We start from the raw sequence: 16,663 nt of genomic DNA on the forward strand, positions 1-16,663 counted from the left end.
ATTTTCCCGCCAGGGGTAAAACGTGAACACGAAGACCCAGCAAAAGCCGCGGCGCGGCATCGTGCAGATCAGCGAAGTGGCCAATGGCCTCATCGATCCGGTGCTCGCCAAGCGCGCCGGCATTAACACCATGCTGCTCGGCTCGTGGGACGAGATTGCCGGTTCGGAATTCGCCGAATGCACAAGGCCGGAGCGCATCGCCTGGCCGCGCCGCGCCTCCGAAATGGCGGGCGAGGGGGGCGGTTACCAGGCTGGAGTGCTGACGATCGCCTGCGAGGGCGCGCGGGCGCTGTTCCTCAGCCATCAGCAGGGCGAGATCATCCAGCGCATCAACGGTTTTTTCGGCTTTCCGGCGGTCAACCAGATCAAGATCGTGCAGAAGCCGGTCAGCATCCAGAGCAACCGCCGGCCCAAGCCACGCCCGCTGACGGGGGCCGCCGCCCAGCATCTCGATCATCTCGTCGAAGGCATCGAGGGGGACGCGCTGAAGGCGGCGCTGAAGCGGCTCGGCACGGCGGTGCTCGGCCGGCGCAAATGAAGCGCAAAAGCCCGCGCCGGCAACCATCGAACGGTCACAATTCTTTGAAGTTACTAGCATTAACTCCGCTTGTTCCCGCCCCAAAGCAGGTATAACGGGAGAGCCGACAGCAAATCTGGACGCGTGTCAGCGGTTTCCGCCCGGATTGCGCCGAAAGATTCGAATTCCTATCCCTTCCCACAGGAGAGACCATGTCCCTTTCCGAAATGAGCCTGATGAAGCGCCTCTTCTCCGGCGTCGCCGTCGCCGCACTTGCCGTGACGCTGGCCGCCTGCAGCGACGAGAAGAAGGAGACCGCCAAGGCTCCCGAGACCAGCCAGACGACGACGGAAAGCGCAAGCTCGACGCCGGCCACGTCGACGGAAACGACGACCGAGACCGCGACGACGCCGACGACGAGCACGGCGAGCGGCACGGCTGCGACGACGACCACGACGACCACCGAGACCGCCCAGGCGCCCGCCGCCGAAGCCAAGTCCGTCGAACTGCCGACCTCCGAAGGCGATGTCGACATGGCGGAAGTGCTCAAGCCCGGCGCGCTGCCGGATATGGCGCTCGGCGAAGCCAACGCCCCCGTGACGATCGTCGAATACATGTCGACGACCTGCCCGCACTGCGCGGCCTTCCACAACAACACCTTCGACGCCATCAAGGCGAAGTATGTCGATGGCGGCAAGGTTCGCTTCATCGTACGCGAATTCCCCTTCGATCCGCGTGCTGCCGCCGCCTTCATGCTGGCGCGCTGCAACCCGCAGGACACGACGAAGCTCACGGAAGCCGCACAGTATTACCCGATGATCTCCATGCTGATGAAGCAGCAGGAAACCTGGGCTGCCGCGCAGGATGGCCGCGAAGCCCTGCTTCAGATGTCCAAACTCGCCGGTTTTACACAGGAGAGCTTCCAGGCCTGCTTGACGAACCAGAAGCTTCTGGATGATGTGAACGCGGTACGTGAACGCGGTGCCAAGGATTTCGGCGTCGCGGCGACCCCGACCTTCCTGATCAACGGCAAGCGCTATTCGGGAGACATGTCGGTTGACACCATGTCGGCCCTTATCGACAGCCTTCTCTGATCCTTCGACCGGTTTTGAAGCGGGCGGTGGCGGAAGCCGTGCGCCCGCTTTTTACGTTGAGGGGCAGGTGAACGCATGAAGTTCACCAAACTCCGCCTGCTCGGCTTCAAGTCTTTCGTCGAGCCCTCCGAATTCGTCATCGAGCGCGGCCTGACCGGTGTCGTCGGGCCGAATGGCTGCGGCAAGTCGAACCTCGTCGAGGCGTTGCGCTGGGTGATGGGGGAGAACTCCTACAAGAACATGCGCGCGTCCGGCATGGACGATGTCATCTTCTCCGGCTCCGGCAACCGCCCGGCGAGAAACACCGCTGAAGTCGGCCTCTATCTCGACAATTCCGACCGCACCGCGCCGGCTGCGTTCAACGATCAGGACGAGATTCAGGTCACGCGCCGCATCGAGCGCGAAAACGGCTCGGTCTACCGCATCAACGGCAAGGAGGCGCGCGCCAAGGATGTGCAGCTGCTCTTTGCCGATGCCTCCACCGGCGCCCGCTCGCCGTCCATGGTGGGGCAGGGCCGTATCGGCGAACTGATCCAGGCAAAACCGCAGGCGCGCCGCCAGCTGCTCGAAGAGGCGGCCGGCATTTCCGGCCTGCATTCCCGCCGTCATGAGGCGGAGCTTCGCCTGCGCGCCGCCGAGACCAATCTGGAGCGGCTGGAAGACGTCACCTCGCAGCTCGAAAGCCAGATCGAAAGCCTGAAGCGCCAGTCGCGCCAGGCGAACCGTTTCAAGATGCTCTCGGCCGATATCCGTCGGCACGAGGCGATGCTCTTGCATATCCGCTGGGTGCAGGCCAAGGAGGCCGAGGGTGAGGCGGAAAGCCAGCTCAACCAGGCCACCTCCATCGTCGCCGAGCGGGCGAATGCGCAGATGCATGCCGCCAAGGAACAGGCCGTCGCCAGCCTGAAGCTGCCGGAACTGCGCGAGAACGAGGCGAAGCTCGCCGCCGTGCTGCAACGCCTGCAGATCGCCCGCGCACAGCTGGAAGAGGATTCCGCCCGCCTGCTGCGCCGCCGCGATGAGCTCAGCCGCCGTTTGGCGCAGCTTGCCGAGGATATCGTGCGCGAAGAGCGCATGGTGGCCGACAACGCCGCCGTGCTGGACCGGCTGACGGCGGAGGAAGAGGAGATCGGCGAGATCCTCGCCGAGGCCGACGAGCGCGCCGAAGCCGCCCGCGAAACGATGGACGAGGCCGCCGCAAAGCTTGCGGAAAGCGAGGCTGCCCTAGCTGCCGTCACCGCCGAACGCGCGGAAGCCGCTGCCGTGCGCAACCAGCTGGAAAAGGCGATCCGCGATCTCTCGGAGCGCCATTTCCGGCTCGGCCAGCAATTGGATGCACAGGCGCGCGACCTCGACGAAATGGATGCGCGCATCCATGCGCTGCCCGATCCGGAAGAGCGCCGCGCCGCCGTGCAGCTTGCCGAAGAGGCCCTGGAGGCGGCCGGCGAAATGCTGGTCGCCGTGGAAGAGGCGCTGGAGGAGGCTCGTTTTGCCGAGAGCGCCCTGCGCCCCCCGGTCGATACCGCCCGCGCCCGCTTCGCCGGCATCGAGACCGAGGCTCGTACGATCAGGCGCATGCTGGAGGCCGGCGCTGCCGGCGGGTCCTTCGCGCCTGTCGTCGAGGATGTCGATGTTGATCGCGGTTATGAAACCGCGCTCGGTGCCGCCCTCGGTGACGATCTCGATTCCCCCGCCGACAGCGATGCGCCCGTGCACTGGCGCCTGTCAGGCGACGCGTCCGGCGATCCCGCCCTGCCATCCGGCGTCGCCGCTCTGATCACCCATGTCCGTGCGCCAAAAGTCCTGCATCGGCGGCTGGCGCAGATCGGCATTGCCGGAAGCGTCGAGGAGGCGCTGGCCCTGCTGCCGCAGCTGAAGCCCGGCCAGCGGCTCGTCACCCGCGACGGCGCCGTCTTCCGCTGGGATGGTCACGTCACTGGTGCCGATGCTCCGAGTGCCGCCGCGCTGCGCCTCGAACAGAAAAACCGTCTCGCCGAACTCGAAATCGAACTGGAAGACGCCCGCACGGCGCTCGCCGAAGCCGAAGCCGATCTCGCCCGCGCCGGCGAGACGATCCGCGCCGAGACGCTGCGCCAGCAGGCCGCCCGCGAAACGCAGCGCGCCGCCACCCGCGCGCTCGCCGAGGCCCGCGAGGCGCTGGAGGCTGCCGAGCGCGCTGCCGGTGATCTCATCCGCCGCCGCGCCGTGCTTGCCGAAACGCGTGCACAGATCGAGGCGCAGGTGGATGAGGCCGCGACCGCACTCGAGGATGCGCGTGGTGCGCTGGAGGATGCCCCCGATCTCGCCGATCTGGAGCTTCGCCTGCGCACCCACACGATGGATGTTGCCACCGACCGTGCGACGCTCGCCGAAGCCCGCGCCGCCCATGACGGCCTCGCCCGCGAAATGGCCGACCGCCAGCGCCGCCTGATGGCGATTGCCGCCGAGCGCGAGACCTGGAAGACCCGCGCCGCCAGCGCCGAAAACCACATCGCGACGTTGCGCGACCGCGAGGCGGAAGCGCGCGAGGAAATGGAAGAGCTGGCCGAAGCCCCCGACGAGATCGAGGACAAACGCCGCGAGCTGCTGACCGGCCTCACCAATGCCGAAGCCGCCCGCCGTGACGCCGCCGATGCCCTGCAGGAGGCCGAAAACCGCCAGCGCGAAGCCGACCGCATCGCCGCCACCGCGCTTTCGCAGCTCGCCGAATCCCGCGAGGTCAGGGGCCGCTCGGAAGAGCGTCTCGTCTCCGCCCGCGAGCGCCGTGTCGAGGGCGAGGCGCGCATCCGCGAAGCCCTGTCCTGCGCGCCGCACGAGGCGCTGCGTTTGACCGGCCATCCCGTCGATGCGCCGCTGCCCGATCCGCGCGAGCGTGAACGCGAACTCGACCGTCTCAAGATCGAGCGCGAACGGCTGGGCGCGGTGAACCTGCGCGCCGAGGAGGAGCAGAAGGAGCTGACGGAGAAGCTCGATGCTCTCGTTGCCGAGCGCGAGGATATCATCGAGGCGATCCGCAAGCTGCGCTCGGCCATCCACAGCCTCAACCGCGAGGGCCGCGAACGGCTGCTGGCCGCCTTCGATGTGGTCAATGTGCAGTTTCAGCGCCTGTTCACCCACCTCTTCGGCGGCGGTACGGCGGAATTGCAGCTGATCGAGAGCGACGACCCGCTCGATGCCGGCCTTGAAATCCTCGCCCGCCCGCCCGGCAAGAAGCCGCAGACCATGACACTGCTCTCCGGCGGCGAACAGGCGCTGACCGCCATGGCGCTGATCTTCGCCGTCTTCCTCACCAATCCCGCGCCGATCTGCGTGCTGGACGAGGTGGACGCGCCGCTCGACGACCACAATGTCGAACGCTACTGCAACCTGATGGACGAGATGGCGGCCTCCACCGAAACCCGCTTCATCATCATCACCCACAACCCCATCACCATGGCCCGCATGAACCGCCTCTTCGGCGTCACCATGGCCGAGCAGGGCGTGTCGCAACTGGTATCGGTCGACCTCCAGACGGCCGAGCAGTTGCGCGAGGCATCGTAGCCGCCGAAGACTGGCCGTGCTAGAATAGCTCCTTGTCGGAGGCAACGAATGAAGCTGTCCATCGCGAAAGAGCTCGAAAACTACATTGCGGACGAAGTTGAAAGCGGCCGCTTCGCGGATGCGAGTGCCGTGGTCAACGACGCATTGCGCCTGCATGAAAGCTATCTGGCGTCGGTTCGTGAAGACGTCGGCAAGGGGCTCGATGATCTCGCCAACGGCCGGTTCCGCTCGATAACGGCGGAAGAATTCCTGACCAAGGCACGCGCCGGGGCCGTGTGATCGTGGGCGCATTCCGCTTTACGGAAAGCGCCGAAACGGATGTAGATACCGTTATTTCCTACACGATGGCGACATGGGGAGACGCGCAGGCAGATGCCTATATCGGCGGCCTTTTCCATATTCTGGAGCTGATATCCGAAAACCCGTCGCTTGGCCGTGCTCGTTCCGAGTTGGCGGAGGGGTTGCACAGCTTTCCCTATCGCGAGCATCTCATCTTCTATTTGATCCATGACGACGCCATTCTGGTGGTCCGCGTCCTGGCCGCGAAACAGGGTTTGAAATCCAGTTTCTTCAAACGGTAGCAACGGAACAAAACCCCGCCTGATGCATTCATAACCGCCCGCGCGTTCTTGCGGGCGAGACATGCAATTGGGGATCAATTCAGTGAGCAGAGACGCACTTTACATGGTTATCGGCGCCCTCATCGTCGTGGTGGCCGGGTTTTCCTATTATGCCTATCAGCAGGAGAAGAAACCTGACGGTGTCGAGATCCGGGTGGACGAGCAGGGGCTTTCCATCGAGGGGAACTGACGGCGGCGGCCTTTGGCCGTCGATCTATATCATCGCCACGTAATATTGCATCGCCGTCGCAATTTTGACGCAGTGCAGCAAAATTACTATCGCGCCGCGTTTTCAAAGGGATGCAGTTCCTGTAGATTGAGAAAACGCATTTGGGGAGGCGTCGATGGAGAAGTGGGTCTATACCTTTGGGGATGGTCGCGCCGAAGGCAGCGCTGCAGACAAGAACCTGCTGGGCGGCAAGGGCGCGAACCTTGCCGAAATGTGCAATCTCGGCCTGCCGGTGCCGCCCGGCCTCACCATCGTCACCGCCGCCTGCAATCACTACTACGACAGCGGCCGCACCCTGCCGGCCGCACTGAAGGACCAGGTTCGCGACGCGCTTCGCCAGATGGAGGCGGTCACGGGTCGTACCTTCGGCGACACGACGAAGCCGCTCCTGCTGTCCGTCCGTTCCGGCGCGCGTGCTTCCATGCCGGGCATGATGGACACGGTGCTCAATCTCGGCCTCAATGACAGGACCGTCGAGGCGCTCGGCCACGATGCGGGCGACGCCCGCTTCGCCTGGGACAGCTATCGCCGATTCATCCAGATGTATGGCGATGTCGTCATGGGCCTCGACCACGAGGTCTTCGAAGAGATTCTGGAAGACGAGAAGGGCAGGCTCGGTCACGAGCAGGATACCGAACTCTCCGCGGTTGAATGGCAGCATGTCATTGCGCTCTACAAGGAGGTCATCCGCGAGGAACTGGGCGAGGAGTTCCCGCAGGACCCGGAAGTCCAGCTCTGGGGCGCCATCGGCGCGGTGTTCGCAAGCTGGATGAATGCGCGCGCCGTCACCTACCGAACGCTGCACAATATCCCCGCCGTCTGGGGCACGGCCGTCAATGTCCAGGCCATGGTCTTCGGCAATCTCGGCAATTCCTCGGCGACCGGCGTCGCCTTCACGCGCAATCCCTCGACGGGCGAAAACAAGCTCTACGGCGAGTTCCTCGTCAATGCGCAGGGCGAGGATGTCGTCGCCGGCATTCGTACACCGCAGAACATAACCGAAGAGGCGCGCATCGCGTCCGGTTCCGACCGCCCGTCTCTGGAAAAGCTGATGCCGGAAGCCTTCGCGGAGTTCCGTGGTATCTGCGACCGGCTGGAGCGGCATTATCGCGACATGCAGGACCTCGAATTCACCATCGAGCGCGGCAAGCTCTGGATGCTCCAGACCCGTTCCGGCAAGCGCACCGCCAAGGCGGCGTTGCGGATCGCCGTCGACATGGCGACGGAAGGGCTGATCAGCGAGGGCGAGGCCGTCGCGCGCATCGACCCCGCCTCGCTCGACCAGCTGCTGCATCCGACCATAGACCCGCGCGCGCGGCGCGACGTCATCGGATCCGGCCTGCCGGCGTCGCCGGGTGCGGCCACCGGCGCCATCGTCTTCACCTCCGAAGATGCGGTTCAGGCGCAGGAAGAGGGCCGCAAGGTCATTCTCGTGCGCATCGAGACGAGCCCGGAAGACATTCACGGCATGCATGCCGCCGAAGGCATTTTGACCACCCGCGGCGGCATGACCAGCCATGCGGCGGTCGTGGCGCGCGGCATGGGCACCCCTTGCGTTTCCGGCGCCGGTACGCTGCGCGTCGATCTGCGCAACGAGCTCCTGGTCGCGCATGGCGTCACGCTGAAGAAGGGCGACGTCATCACCATCGACGGCTCCTCCGGCCAAGTGCTGAAGGGCGAGATCCCCATGCTCCAGCCCGAATTGTCGGGCGATTTCGGCCGCATCATGGAATGGGCCGACCGCACGCGCCGCATGAAGGTGCGCACCAATGCCGAAACTCCGGCGGATGCGCGCGCCGCGCGCTCCTTCGGTGCCGAAGGCATCGGCCTGTGTCGCACCGAGCACATGTTCTTCGAGGGGACCCGCATCAATGTGATGCGCGAGATGATCCTCGCGGAGGATGAAGCCGGTCGCCGGGCCTCGCTTGCCAAGCTCCTGCCCATGCAGCGTTCGGACTTCGTCGAGCTCTTCGAGATCATGCATGGCCTGCCGGTGACGATCCGTCTGCTCGATCCGCCGCTGCATGAATTCCTGCCGAAGAGCGACGAGGAAATCGCCGAAGTGGCGAACGCCCTTTCCATCGACGAGGCCGTGCTGCGCCGTCGGGTGGATACGCTGCACGAATTCAACCCGATGCTCGGCCATCGCGGCTGCCGTCTGGCCATCTCCTATCCGGAGATCGCCGAAATGCAGGCGCGCGCCATTTTCGAGGCGGCCGCGGAAGCCGCAAAAACCACCGGTGCCGCCGTTGAGCCGGAGATCATGGTGCCGCTCGTCGGCCTCAAAGCGGAGCTGGACTATGTGAAGGCGCGCATCGACGGCATCGCCAAGGCCGTCATCGCCGAAAGCGGCGTAGCGATAGACTATCTCGTCGGCACGATGATCGAGCTGCCGCGCGCGGCACTGCGCGCGCATGTCATCGCCGAGTCGGCCGAATTCTTCTCCTTCGGCACCAACGACCTGACGCAGACGACCTTCGGCATTTCGCGCGACGACGCCTCGGCCTTCCTGTCGACCTATATCCAGAAGGGCATCGTCGAGCAGGACCCGTTCGTACAGCTCGATTTCGATGGCGTGGGCGAACTCATCCGCATCGCCGCCGAGCGCGGCCGGCGCACCCGCAACGATCTCAAGCTCGGCATCTGCGGCGAGCATGGCGGCGACCCGGCCTCGATCCATTTCTGCGAGGAGGCGGGGCTGGACTACGTGTCGTGCTCACCCTTCCGCGTGCCGATCGCCCGTCTTGCGGCGGCACAGGCCGCCTTCAACGGCAAGGCCTGATACGCCAGGCCTTCAATGGCGGCGCGGGCGCGCGTAGATCACGACCGGCCGGCTCCACATGACCGGCTCCATGCGGGTGGCACGGAAATCGGCCCGGCGATCGAGATCGATGCGCTGCAGGCATTCAGCGAAGGCATCGGTGTTCGGGCGGAAGCCATAGGCGCGGCACTTGTTCTCGTCATTGGCGCGCACCTCTGCGGCCGTCTGGCAACCGGCGAGGAAAAGCGCGGTCGCGGCAAGGGCGGCCAGGCGAATCAGGATCTTCGACATGGGAACTCCGGCAAACTGTTATGCGACAGAACTATCTCAAGTCGCTCGACAGTGTACAGCGCATTTGTGTTCGCCACGGATGTGACCGCCGGATCCGGACCGCGCGGTCAGGATGAAAGCCCTCATATGCGTTGCAGCACATCGACGAAAGCGTCGGCGAAGCGCTTCAGGCCCTCGGTTTTCGCATCCGGATTTTCCACACGGATGCCGGATCCCTCGGCATCGAGCAGCGCGAAGACCACGCTCAGCGCACCTTCGTCGCCTTTCGGCACGCGCAGTGCGGCAATGCGCAGGCAGTCGTCCGCCAGCCCGGAAGCGGGGAGATCGAAGAGGTAGTCTCCGCCAAGCTGGCTGGCGGCGGTGCGCACGGCCTCGGCAAATCCGGCCTCGTTTCCCGAGAAACCGTCGAGCGACAACTCGAGTTCGAGAAGCTCCAGGGGAAGGGCGGGTTCGCCGGTCGTGATGGCGACAGGCGTGTCGGCGGCAGTCTGCGTCGGCAACATCGTCTTGCTCCTAAAGCTGTTCCGGCAACGTGCGATGCTGTCCACCATTCGCGCGCGCGGCAAAGATCCATTACCCCCGTTTATGAAAACTCGTTAACGAGCGTGGCAATTTTACGGCACGCAAGGTTTTTCGCGTCGCTCGGCCAGAAACCCGGGGGATGGTGTCCACCACGACACCGATGGAAAAACCCGTCGTCCTGCGTTAGGGAAGGGAGCGGCAGCGGTGCCGCGGAGACATCGGGTAAGGCCATGGCGATCACGATCCAGTATGAACGGCCCGTTTCCCATGCGGCGCACTGGGCGCGGCGGCTCGCGCTGTTTTCCTGCGTCCTGTTTGTCGCCGTCGTGCTGTCGCATCGCTTTGGTCCGCTGACCACGCCGCATTTCCTGGTGCTTGCCGGCTTTGCCGCGGCAATGGCGGCGCTTGCCGTGCTGCTGGCGGCGCTCGGCCTTGCCCGGCTCTGGCAGGTCGGTGCGCGGGGCGGCAAGGCGGCGCTGGCGGCGCTGCTCTTTTCGCTTCTGCCGCTCGGCATTTCGGGCGCCGCGGCCTATGCCTATTTCTACCGGCCGCCGCTCTACGATGTCACGACGGATATGATCGCTCCGCCGCCCTGGCTTGTCGAACCCGCCGCCCGGCAGGACTGGCTACCCCGCGCCGGTGTCGTGACGGCGCGCGACCGCGAGGTGCAGCTCCAGGCCTATCCGGCCCTGTCCGGCCGGCGCTACGAGGGCGCGCTCGACCGCGTCTACGAGGGCGCCCGCAAGGTTGCCGCCGCCTACGGCATCACCATCACCGGCGAGGCCGGCCTCGACAATATCCTGGCGGATCTCGAAGACCTCGTCGTCGATCCGAGCAAGGTGGCCAGAAGCCAGGAAGACCTCGGCGAGGTGCCGATCCCCGAGACCCGCCCGGGCGCCATCCCGACCTCGCCTGCAATCGGCGGCTCGGGCGACGTGCTGCTGCAGGGCGAATGGCGCTCTCCTCTTTTCGGCTTCCGCTTCGACGTGGTCATTCGCCTGCGCGAAGAAGCGGAGACGACGCTGGTCGACATGCGGGCCGCGTCGCGCTACGGACCGCACGACCTCGGCATAGGCGCCGGGCTGGTCGAGGGCTATTTGAAGGCGCTCGATGCCGAACTGCTCGGCATTGCCGGAGATTAGCGCGTTTCCGGACGCGCGATCACTGCGCGTGGTCTGGAAATGCCTTAGGCGCCCGGTGCCGGGAAATAGAGGCCTTTCAGCAGGGCCGGCCCCTCGGTCACTACCTCGCCGCGCGCCAGCAGATCCTCCAGATGCGCCAGCACCGAAAGCGCCGCCGCGCCGTGCAGGCGCGGGTCGGTGTCGCGGTAGATCGCCTTCACCATGTCTGAAATCAGCCGGTCGCCCGCGCGAATGCGTTCGCGCACGGCGCGTTCACGCATGCGCCGGTGGGTCCGGAGCCCCCGCAGGAAGGAGGCCGGCTCCTGCACCGGGCCACCATGGCCGGGAAAATAGAGGCGGTCGTCTCTCTCCAGCAGCCGTTCCAGCGAAGCCATGTAGTCCGCCATGGCGCCGTCCGGCGGCGCGACGATGGTCGTCGCCCAGGCCATGACGTGATCGGCGGAAAAAACGATGCCGTCTTCTCCGTCAAGCGCGAAGGCTGCGTGATTGGCGGTGTGGCCGGGCGTCAAAAGCGTCGTCAGCGCCCAGCCGTCGCCCGCCAAACGCTCGCCGTTGCCAAGCGCGATGTCGGGCACGAAATCCGTGTCTGAACTCTCCGCAAAGGGATTGCTCTCGTCCTCATGTAACGGCCGCGCCGCCCGGTGCGGCCCTTCCGCGACGATGATGGCGCCCGTCTCGGCTTTCAATCGGCGGGCGAGGGGGGAGTGGTCGCGGTGCGTATGGCTGACGGCGATATGCGTCACCTCGCGCCCGGCAAGCGCGCGCATCAGCGCAGCGAAATGCGCCTCGTCCTCCGGGCCGGGATCGATGACGGCCACGGATTTGTCGCCGACGATGTAGCTGTTCGTGCCATGAAAGGTGAAGGGGCTCGGATTGTTGACCGTGATGCGCTGGACGCGCGGCGCGACAGGCACCGCCTCGCCATAGGCAGGCTTGAAGTCACGGTCGAAGGACGGAGCCTCGTTTTGCGGAGCACTGGACACGATCGTCACTTGTATTCGATTTCGATAAAGCTCATCGGCTTGTCGCCGCCATTGACGACATTGTGCGCCACGCCCGCCTCGCGCCGGTAGACGGCGCCCGTCTTGGTGTGCACGCGCCGCTCGCCCGTCTCTTCCTCGATCAGGAAGTCGCAATCGGTCATCGGCACGACGACATAGCCGAGCCCATGCACGTGATGGCCCGTATCGGCTCCCGGCTCGAAATCCCAGCGCGTGACGCGCACGACGGCATCGTCGAGCAGAACGGTGGGCACGGCCGGCGGACGGGCGCGAAACTGGGACATCAAGGCTCCTCGCGAGAAGGGCGGGCCCGTCGGCCTGCAAGGCAGCCGCGGGCCGCCCAAAGACGGTGATGCCGCGACCCTATCCGCCACCGCCGCGCCTGCCAAGCACCAAGCCGTCCTGCACACGAAATCAGCGGGGCCGCGAGAATTAAATCGCCGGAAGACAGAATACCCATTGTCCACCCCCGCGCCCTTTGCTAATCAGGCTCCCGCCGTGTTGGGGCGTCGCCAAGCGGTAAGGCACCGGTTTTTGGTACCGGCATTCGGAGGTTCGAATCCTCCCGCCCCAGCCACAGTTCCGGTGATGCAGCGATCCTCATCGTTTTGCACCATGCCGCCCTTTCGGCTTTCCAGCACTCTCCCCATCTTCCCCGGGTCAACCACTGGGAGAGCGAGATGCCCGAGACCATGGAATGCAGGCAGTGCGAAAGCACCTATACGGTTCACTATAATCACCACAAGCCATGGGAGACCAACGTGTTGCTCTGCCCTGAATGCGGCAACGACCTTGATCTCTATGTCGACGGTCCACGGCGCTATCTGATCCGCCAACGGGGGCGGCCGAAAGGGTGACGACGGGCGGCTACGCCGTGGATCGGGCCAAGGTGCCGAGGGGGATCAGTTCCTTCGCTCCCTCGTGCCAGGCATTGCCCTCCCAGTCGCCCAGCCAGCGCTCCACTCTCAGGCCCGCTTCGACAAGCAGGCCCTCCAGTTCCGTCTTTTCCGGAAAGGCGATGCGCGATGCGGCCGAGAGGCGTTTTCCGGTGGCCTGAATTTCGTAGTGGGTACCATAGGTCACGATACCGGTGGCGGGATCGTGGGTGACGTCGTTCCAGGCAGCGACGGTGCCGAAGCGCGGATGCTCGACGAGGCGTCGCGATTCGTCCGGTCCCCACTCTTCCCATTCGCGGCAGGCGGGATTGCGGCTGTCGAAGATGAAGCGGCCGCCGGGGGCAAGATGCGCGGCGATGGTGGCGAGCGCGGCGCGGCGGTCTTCCGGCGTCAGAAAGACCTGGAAGGCATGGCCGGTGAGCAGCACGAGATCGAAACGGCGGCCGAGTCGGAGCGTACGGGCGTCGCCCTCTATGAACTCCGCCATGCCGGGTTTTGCCCGGGCGATGGCGAGCATGGCGGGGGCCGGGTCGACGCCGACGACGATACGATCCTCCGCGAGCGCCGCCGCCAGTTCGCCGGTGCCGCAACCGAGATCGAGCACGCTTGCGGCATTCACGGCGAGAGCCTGACAATAGTCGAAGTCGGGCGCTCGCGCCCAGCCGTTTTCCAGATCGTAGAAATCGGCGAGATCGGGGTCGTGGTAGAGGCGGTCGTCGTCCATCTCGGGTCTCCAAATGAAATGGCCGCGCGTCTCCGCACGGCCATCAAGGATCGATCGACGCGCCGGCTTACTTCGCGGCGTCGAGAACCTTTTCGCAGTGCGAGGGGCCGCCCTTCGGATCGGGACGATCGGCGACGGCGCGGATGTTGATGATCTTGTAGCTCTCGCTCACGGTGAGCTCGACCGTGCAGGACTTGCCCTTGGCAAAACCGCCACGCCACTTGTAGAGCGTCGAACCACCCGAGCCCGCGGTGTCGGACTGCGGCGGGCCATAGGCCGCAAAGAAGCTGCCGGCGGTCTTGCCGTTCCAGCGGGCCTGCAGCGGGTTGGACGCGATTGTGGCGGTGGTGCATCCGGCGAGTGCAAGCGCGACGCCGGCCAGAATTGCAATGCGGGAGTTCATATGTGCCATTTCCTTGGACTTCGTGCGGCCGTGTGGAGGGCGACTCGAAAGAGAGCCTTGATTCGCCATAGCGCAGCCGGCGTGAAAGGGGAATCACTCACGACGAACTTTGTGTTTGTCCCCGTCGAAGCGCCGGAAATCTTGCGAATTTGCAACAGTGGGAGCGTGTCGAAAAGGGGGGCTTGCGCCGGATACCGATTAAAAAAATTTTTCGGGAAAGTGGCCCGTCGGGAGGCTTTTCAGCTGGTCGGAGTGGAGTGATTCGAACACTCGACCCCCACGTCCCGAACGTGGTGCGCTACCAGACTGCGCTACACTCCGTGACCAGCGGCGCCTCTATAGAACAGGGTTTTCGGTTCGACAAGCGCAAAATATCAAAAAAATTCGCGATCTTGGGGAAAGTGCCGGTGCGCCGGGAAATTTTTCTGTTTCGCTGGAACCGCTTTCCCGCTCTGCCGTTTGGGAGGCCATGGAACAGATAGCCGCCGATCTCTTCGGGAAGACCGAAATCCCCTATCCCGTCATGCTCGCGCGCATGACGGGCGCCATTCTTCTTGGCGCCGTTATCGGGGCGGAGCGGGAATATCGTGACCGGGCGGCGGGGCTGCGCACGCATATTCTCGTCGCGCTCGCGGCCTGCGTCTTCGCGCTGCTCTCCATCGAAAGCGTGCACATGGCCGGCTTTTCCGACGAGCAGGTGCGCATCGATCCGCTGCGTGTCATCGAGGCGGTCACGTCGGGCGTGGCCTTTCTTGCCGCTGGCATGATCGTTTTTTCGCGCGGCGAGGTGCAGGGATTGACCACCGGCGCCGGCATGTGGCTTGCGGGGGCCGTCGGGCTCTCGGTGGGGCTCGGCTACTGGTTCGTCGCAGTCTTTGCCACGGCGGCCTGCTTCATCGTATTGTTCATTCTCGGTAAAATCCAGGTTGCCAAGGCAAATGACGGCGACCGGGGCCGTGAATAAACATGATGCGTTCGATCATGTTCCTGCGCCGCCGGTCGAAATTCTGTTGCTTTACGAATAAATCGCGCACTATACCGTCTTTCATCAAGGCCGCGCGCTAGACGTGCGTTCGGCCCCGCATCCGGCCGATGAGGGCGGAGCGGTCGAGGGGCCCTTCGCCGCTCGGACAACGGCCCATCCCGGCCGGACATCCGGCGTCGATCTTTAAAGAGATAGTGTCATGCGATCATCGGGCAAGTCCGGTGTGGACGAACTCAGAGCCGTGCTGAAGGCGAGCGCCGCGGGCTTTCTGGCCATCGGCCTTTTCAGCTTCTTCGTGAACCTGCTGGTTCTGACCGGACCGCTCTTCATGCTGCAGATCTACGACCGGGTGCTCGCCTCCCGCTCGGAGGCGACGCTGGTGGCGCTGACCGGCCTCATCGTCGGGCTCTACCTCATCATGGGCGTGCTCGACCACCTGCGCAGCCGCATCGCCGCGCGTATCGGCGCCCGCTTCCAGGCCCGCTTCGACAAGCGCGTCTTCAACGCCGTGCTCGACCGCACGGCGCTGCACGCGCAGGGCATCTCCACGGTCACCGGCATGCGCGACCTCGACGCCATCCAGAAGGTGCTGTCATCGCCTGCCGTCTTCACGGTGTTCGACATTCCCTGGACGCCGCTCTTCATCTTCGTCATCTTCACCTTCCATCCTTGGATGGGCCTGCTCGGCGTCGTCGGCGGCCTCATCCTGGTGGCGCTCACCTGGCTCAACCAGAACGGCACGAAGGAAGACCAGGAACGGGCGATGATCGCCGGTCGCCAGTCCGACGAGATGACGCAGACGCTGCAGAAGGAGAGCGACACGGTTCGCGCGCTCGGCATGCGCCGCGCCGTTGCCGGCCGCTGGCAGCTGTTGCGCGACAAGGCGCTGGAAGCCAACATCCATTATTCCGACAGCAACGGTTTCTATTCGATCGCCTCGAAAACCTTCCGTGTTTTCCTGCAGTCGGCGATCCTGGCGCTCGGCGCCTATCTGGTGCTGCAGAACGAAATCACCGCTGGCGCGATGATCGCAAGCTCCATCATCATCGGCCGTGCGTTGGCACCGATCGAAGGCGCCATCGGTCATTGGGCGCTGATCCAGCGTGCGGTGCAGGGCTGGCGCCAGCTTTCCGAGCTGCTGACCCGCGTGCCGGAAGAAGACCCGCGCACCGCGCTGCCGAAGCCGCGCGCCATCCTCGACGTCGAGCAGGTCACGGTCGTGCCGCCGGGTGAAAAGGTCGCCACGGTGCGCATGCTGAGCCTTGAGCTTCGCCCCGGCCAGGCGCTCGGCGTCATCGGCCAGAGCGCGTCCGGCAAGTCGACGCTGGCGCGCGTGCTGACCGGCATCTGGCCGCCCGCCGGCGGCAAGGTGCGTCTCGACGGTGCGGCGCTGGAGCAGTACGGCACGGACGGCCTGGCCGACCATGTCGGCTACCTGCCTCAGGACGTCGTGCTCTTCGAGGGAACGATCGCCGAAAACATCGCCCGCATGACGCTCGATCCCGATCCGGTGAAGGTGGTGGAAGCAGCCAAGAAGGCTGGCGCGCATGACATGATCCTGCGCCTGCCCGATGGTTACGACACCAAGCTGCCGGCCATGGGCGGCCGTCTTTCGGGCGGCCAGAAGCAGCGTGTCGGCCTTGCCCGCGCGCTTTATGGCGATCCGGTGCTGCTGGTGCTCGACGAACCGAACTCCAACCTCGATGCCGAGGGCTCGATGGCGCTCAACCTTGCCATCCGCAACATGAAGGCCGAAGGCAAGTCCATCGTCATCATGGCGCACCGCCCGGCAGCGATCGAGGAATGCGAACTCATTCTCATCATGGAAAACGGCCAGCGCCTCGCCTTCGGCCCGCGCGACGACGTTTTGCGTGCGCACCTGCGAAACCATACGCAGGTCGTGGCCGGTACCGGCACCGGCGGCAGCAATAAGTAAGG

At 65.1% G+C, this 16,663-nt stretch carries 17 protein-coding genes and 2 tRNA genes; 12 read left to right on the forward strand and 7 right to left on the reverse strand.

Annotated features, from left to right (window positions below; all coding sequences use genetic code 11):
- Window positions 1-22: 22 nt before the first annotated feature.
- The 7 genes from MUU55_RS07875 (at window position 23) to ppdK (ending at window position 8,782) form a co-directional block, all read left to right on the forward strand.
- On the forward strand, window positions 23-538 hold the full coding sequence (locus tag MUU55_RS07875) for a DUF721 domain-containing protein (protein ID WP_244760223.1): 516 nt from the start codon (window positions 23-25) through the stop codon (window positions 536-538).
- A 191-nt stretch (window positions 539-729) separates the two neighbouring features.
- Window positions 730-1,611: a DsbA family protein gene (locus MUU55_RS07880; protein WP_244760224.1), complete on the forward strand. Its 882-nt coding sequence runs from the start codon at window positions 730-732 to the stop codon at window positions 1,609-1,611.
- Between the two features lie 75 nt (window positions 1,612-1,686).
- Window positions 1,687-5,151 (forward strand): chromosome segregation SMC family protein, encoded by a 3,465-nt coding sequence (locus tag MUU55_RS07885; RefSeq protein ID WP_244760225.1) that lies wholly within the window; start codon window positions 1,687-1,689, stop codon window positions 5,149-5,151.
- 48 nt (window positions 5,152-5,199) lie between these two features.
- Window positions 5,200-5,430: a ribbon-helix-helix domain-containing protein gene (locus MUU55_RS07890; RefSeq protein WP_244760226.1), complete on the forward strand. Its 231-nt coding sequence runs from the start codon at window positions 5,200-5,202 to the stop codon at window positions 5,428-5,430.
- A gap of 2 nt (window positions 5,431-5,432) precedes the next feature.
- Window positions 5,433-5,732 (forward strand): type II toxin-antitoxin system RelE/ParE family toxin, encoded by a 300-nt coding sequence (locus MUU55_RS07895; protein WP_244760227.1) that lies wholly within the window; start codon window positions 5,433-5,435, stop codon window positions 5,730-5,732.
- An 82-nt stretch (window positions 5,733-5,814) separates the two neighbouring features.
- Window positions 5,815-5,961 (forward strand): hypothetical protein, encoded by a 147-nt coding sequence (locus MUU55_RS07900; RefSeq protein ID WP_244760228.1) that lies wholly within the window; start codon window positions 5,815-5,817, stop codon window positions 5,959-5,961.
- A gap of 154 nt (window positions 5,962-6,115) precedes the next feature.
- Window positions 6,116-8,782 carry a pyruvate, phosphate dikinase gene (gene ppdK, locus MUU55_RS07905; RefSeq protein ID WP_244760229.1) on the forward strand — a complete coding sequence of 889 codons (2,667 nt, stop codon included), beginning with the start codon at window positions 6,116-6,118 and terminating at the stop codon, window positions 8,780-8,782.
- Between the two features lie 12 nt (window positions 8,783-8,794).
- On the opposite strand, the gene MUU55_RS07910 is transcribed toward ppdK, so the two are convergent.
- Both MUU55_RS07910 and MUU55_RS07915 read right to left on the reverse strand, forming a co-directional pair.
- Entirely contained in the window at window positions 8,795-9,052 is a 258-nt protein-coding gene (locus MUU55_RS07910) for a hypothetical protein (protein WP_244760230.1), read from the reverse strand.
- Window positions 9,053-9,174: 122 nt separating this feature from the next.
- Window positions 9,175-9,555, reverse strand: a complete 381-nt coding sequence (locus MUU55_RS07915; protein ID WP_244760231.1) for a hypothetical protein — start codon at window positions 9,553-9,555, stop codon at window positions 9,175-9,177.
- Between the two features lie 255 nt (window positions 9,556-9,810).
- On the opposite strand from MUU55_RS07915, the gene MUU55_RS07920 reads away from it, so the two are divergent.
- On the forward strand, window positions 9,811-10,716 hold the full coding sequence (locus tag MUU55_RS07920) for a DUF1499 domain-containing protein (RefSeq protein ID WP_244760898.1): 906 nt from the start codon (window positions 9,811-9,813) through the stop codon (window positions 10,714-10,716).
- A gap of 44 nt (window positions 10,717-10,760) precedes the next feature.
- On the opposite strand, the gene MUU55_RS07925 is transcribed toward MUU55_RS07920, so the two are convergent.
- Window positions 10,761-11,699 carry an MBL fold metallo-hydrolase gene (locus MUU55_RS07925; protein ID WP_244760232.1) on the reverse strand — a complete coding sequence of 313 codons (939 nt, stop codon included), beginning with the start codon at window positions 11,697-11,699 and terminating at the stop codon, window positions 10,761-10,763.
- A 5-nt stretch (window positions 11,700-11,704) separates the two neighbouring features.
- A complete protein-coding gene (locus MUU55_RS07930; protein WP_119254548.1) occupies window positions 11,705-12,001 on the reverse strand; it encodes a cupin domain-containing protein in 297 nt (98 codons plus the stop codon).
- 218 nt (window positions 12,002-12,219) lie between these two features.
- On the opposite strand from MUU55_RS07930, the gene MUU55_RS07935 reads away from it, so the two are divergent.
- Together MUU55_RS07935 and MUU55_RS07940 are read left to right on the forward strand one after the other, a co-directional pair.
- Window positions 12,220-12,294, forward strand: a tRNA-Gln gene (locus MUU55_RS07935).
- Window positions 12,295-12,397: 103 nt separating this feature from the next.
- The gene (locus MUU55_RS07940; protein WP_244760233.1) at window positions 12,398-12,574 is read left to right on the forward strand and encodes a hypothetical protein; all 177 of its coding nucleotides are present in this window, start codon (window positions 12,398-12,400) and stop codon (window positions 12,572-12,574) included.
- A 10-nt stretch (window positions 12,575-12,584) separates the two neighbouring features.
- Here MUU55_RS07940 and MUU55_RS07945 read toward each other — a convergent pair whose 3' ends face one another.
- The 3 genes from MUU55_RS07945 to MUU55_RS07955 form a co-directional block, all read right to left on the reverse strand.
- The gene (locus tag MUU55_RS07945; RefSeq protein WP_244760234.1) at window positions 12,585-13,337 is read right to left on the reverse strand and encodes a class I SAM-dependent methyltransferase; all 753 of its coding nucleotides are present in this window, start codon (window positions 13,335-13,337) and stop codon (window positions 12,585-12,587) included.
- 67 nt (window positions 13,338-13,404) lie between these two features.
- Window positions 13,405-13,740 carry a hypothetical protein gene (locus MUU55_RS07950; protein ID WP_244760235.1) on the reverse strand — a complete coding sequence of 112 codons (336 nt, stop codon included), beginning with the start codon at window positions 13,738-13,740 and terminating at the stop codon, window positions 13,405-13,407.
- Between the two features lie 244 nt (window positions 13,741-13,984).
- A tRNA-Pro gene (locus MUU55_RS07955) sits at window positions 13,985-14,061 on the reverse strand.
- A gap of 148 nt (window positions 14,062-14,209) precedes the next feature.
- Here MUU55_RS07955 and MUU55_RS07960 point away from each other — a divergent pair.
- Both MUU55_RS07960 and MUU55_RS07965 read left to right on the forward strand, forming a co-directional pair.
- A complete protein-coding gene (locus MUU55_RS07960; RefSeq protein WP_244760236.1) occupies window positions 14,210-14,704 on the forward strand; it encodes an MgtC/SapB family protein in 495 nt (164 codons plus the stop codon).
- 220 nt (window positions 14,705-14,924) lie between these two features.
- On the forward strand, window positions 14,925-16,661 hold the full coding sequence (locus tag MUU55_RS07965) for a type I secretion system permease/ATPase (protein ID WP_244760237.1): 1,737 nt from the start codon (window positions 14,925-14,927) through the stop codon (window positions 16,659-16,661).
- Window positions 16,662-16,663 lie beyond the last annotated feature (2 nt).

This window comes from Shinella curvata, assembly GCF_022899935.1.
In the GTDB taxonomy this organism is placed as follows: Bacteria; Pseudomonadota; Alphaproteobacteria; order Rhizobiales; family Rhizobiaceae; genus Shinella; species Shinella curvata.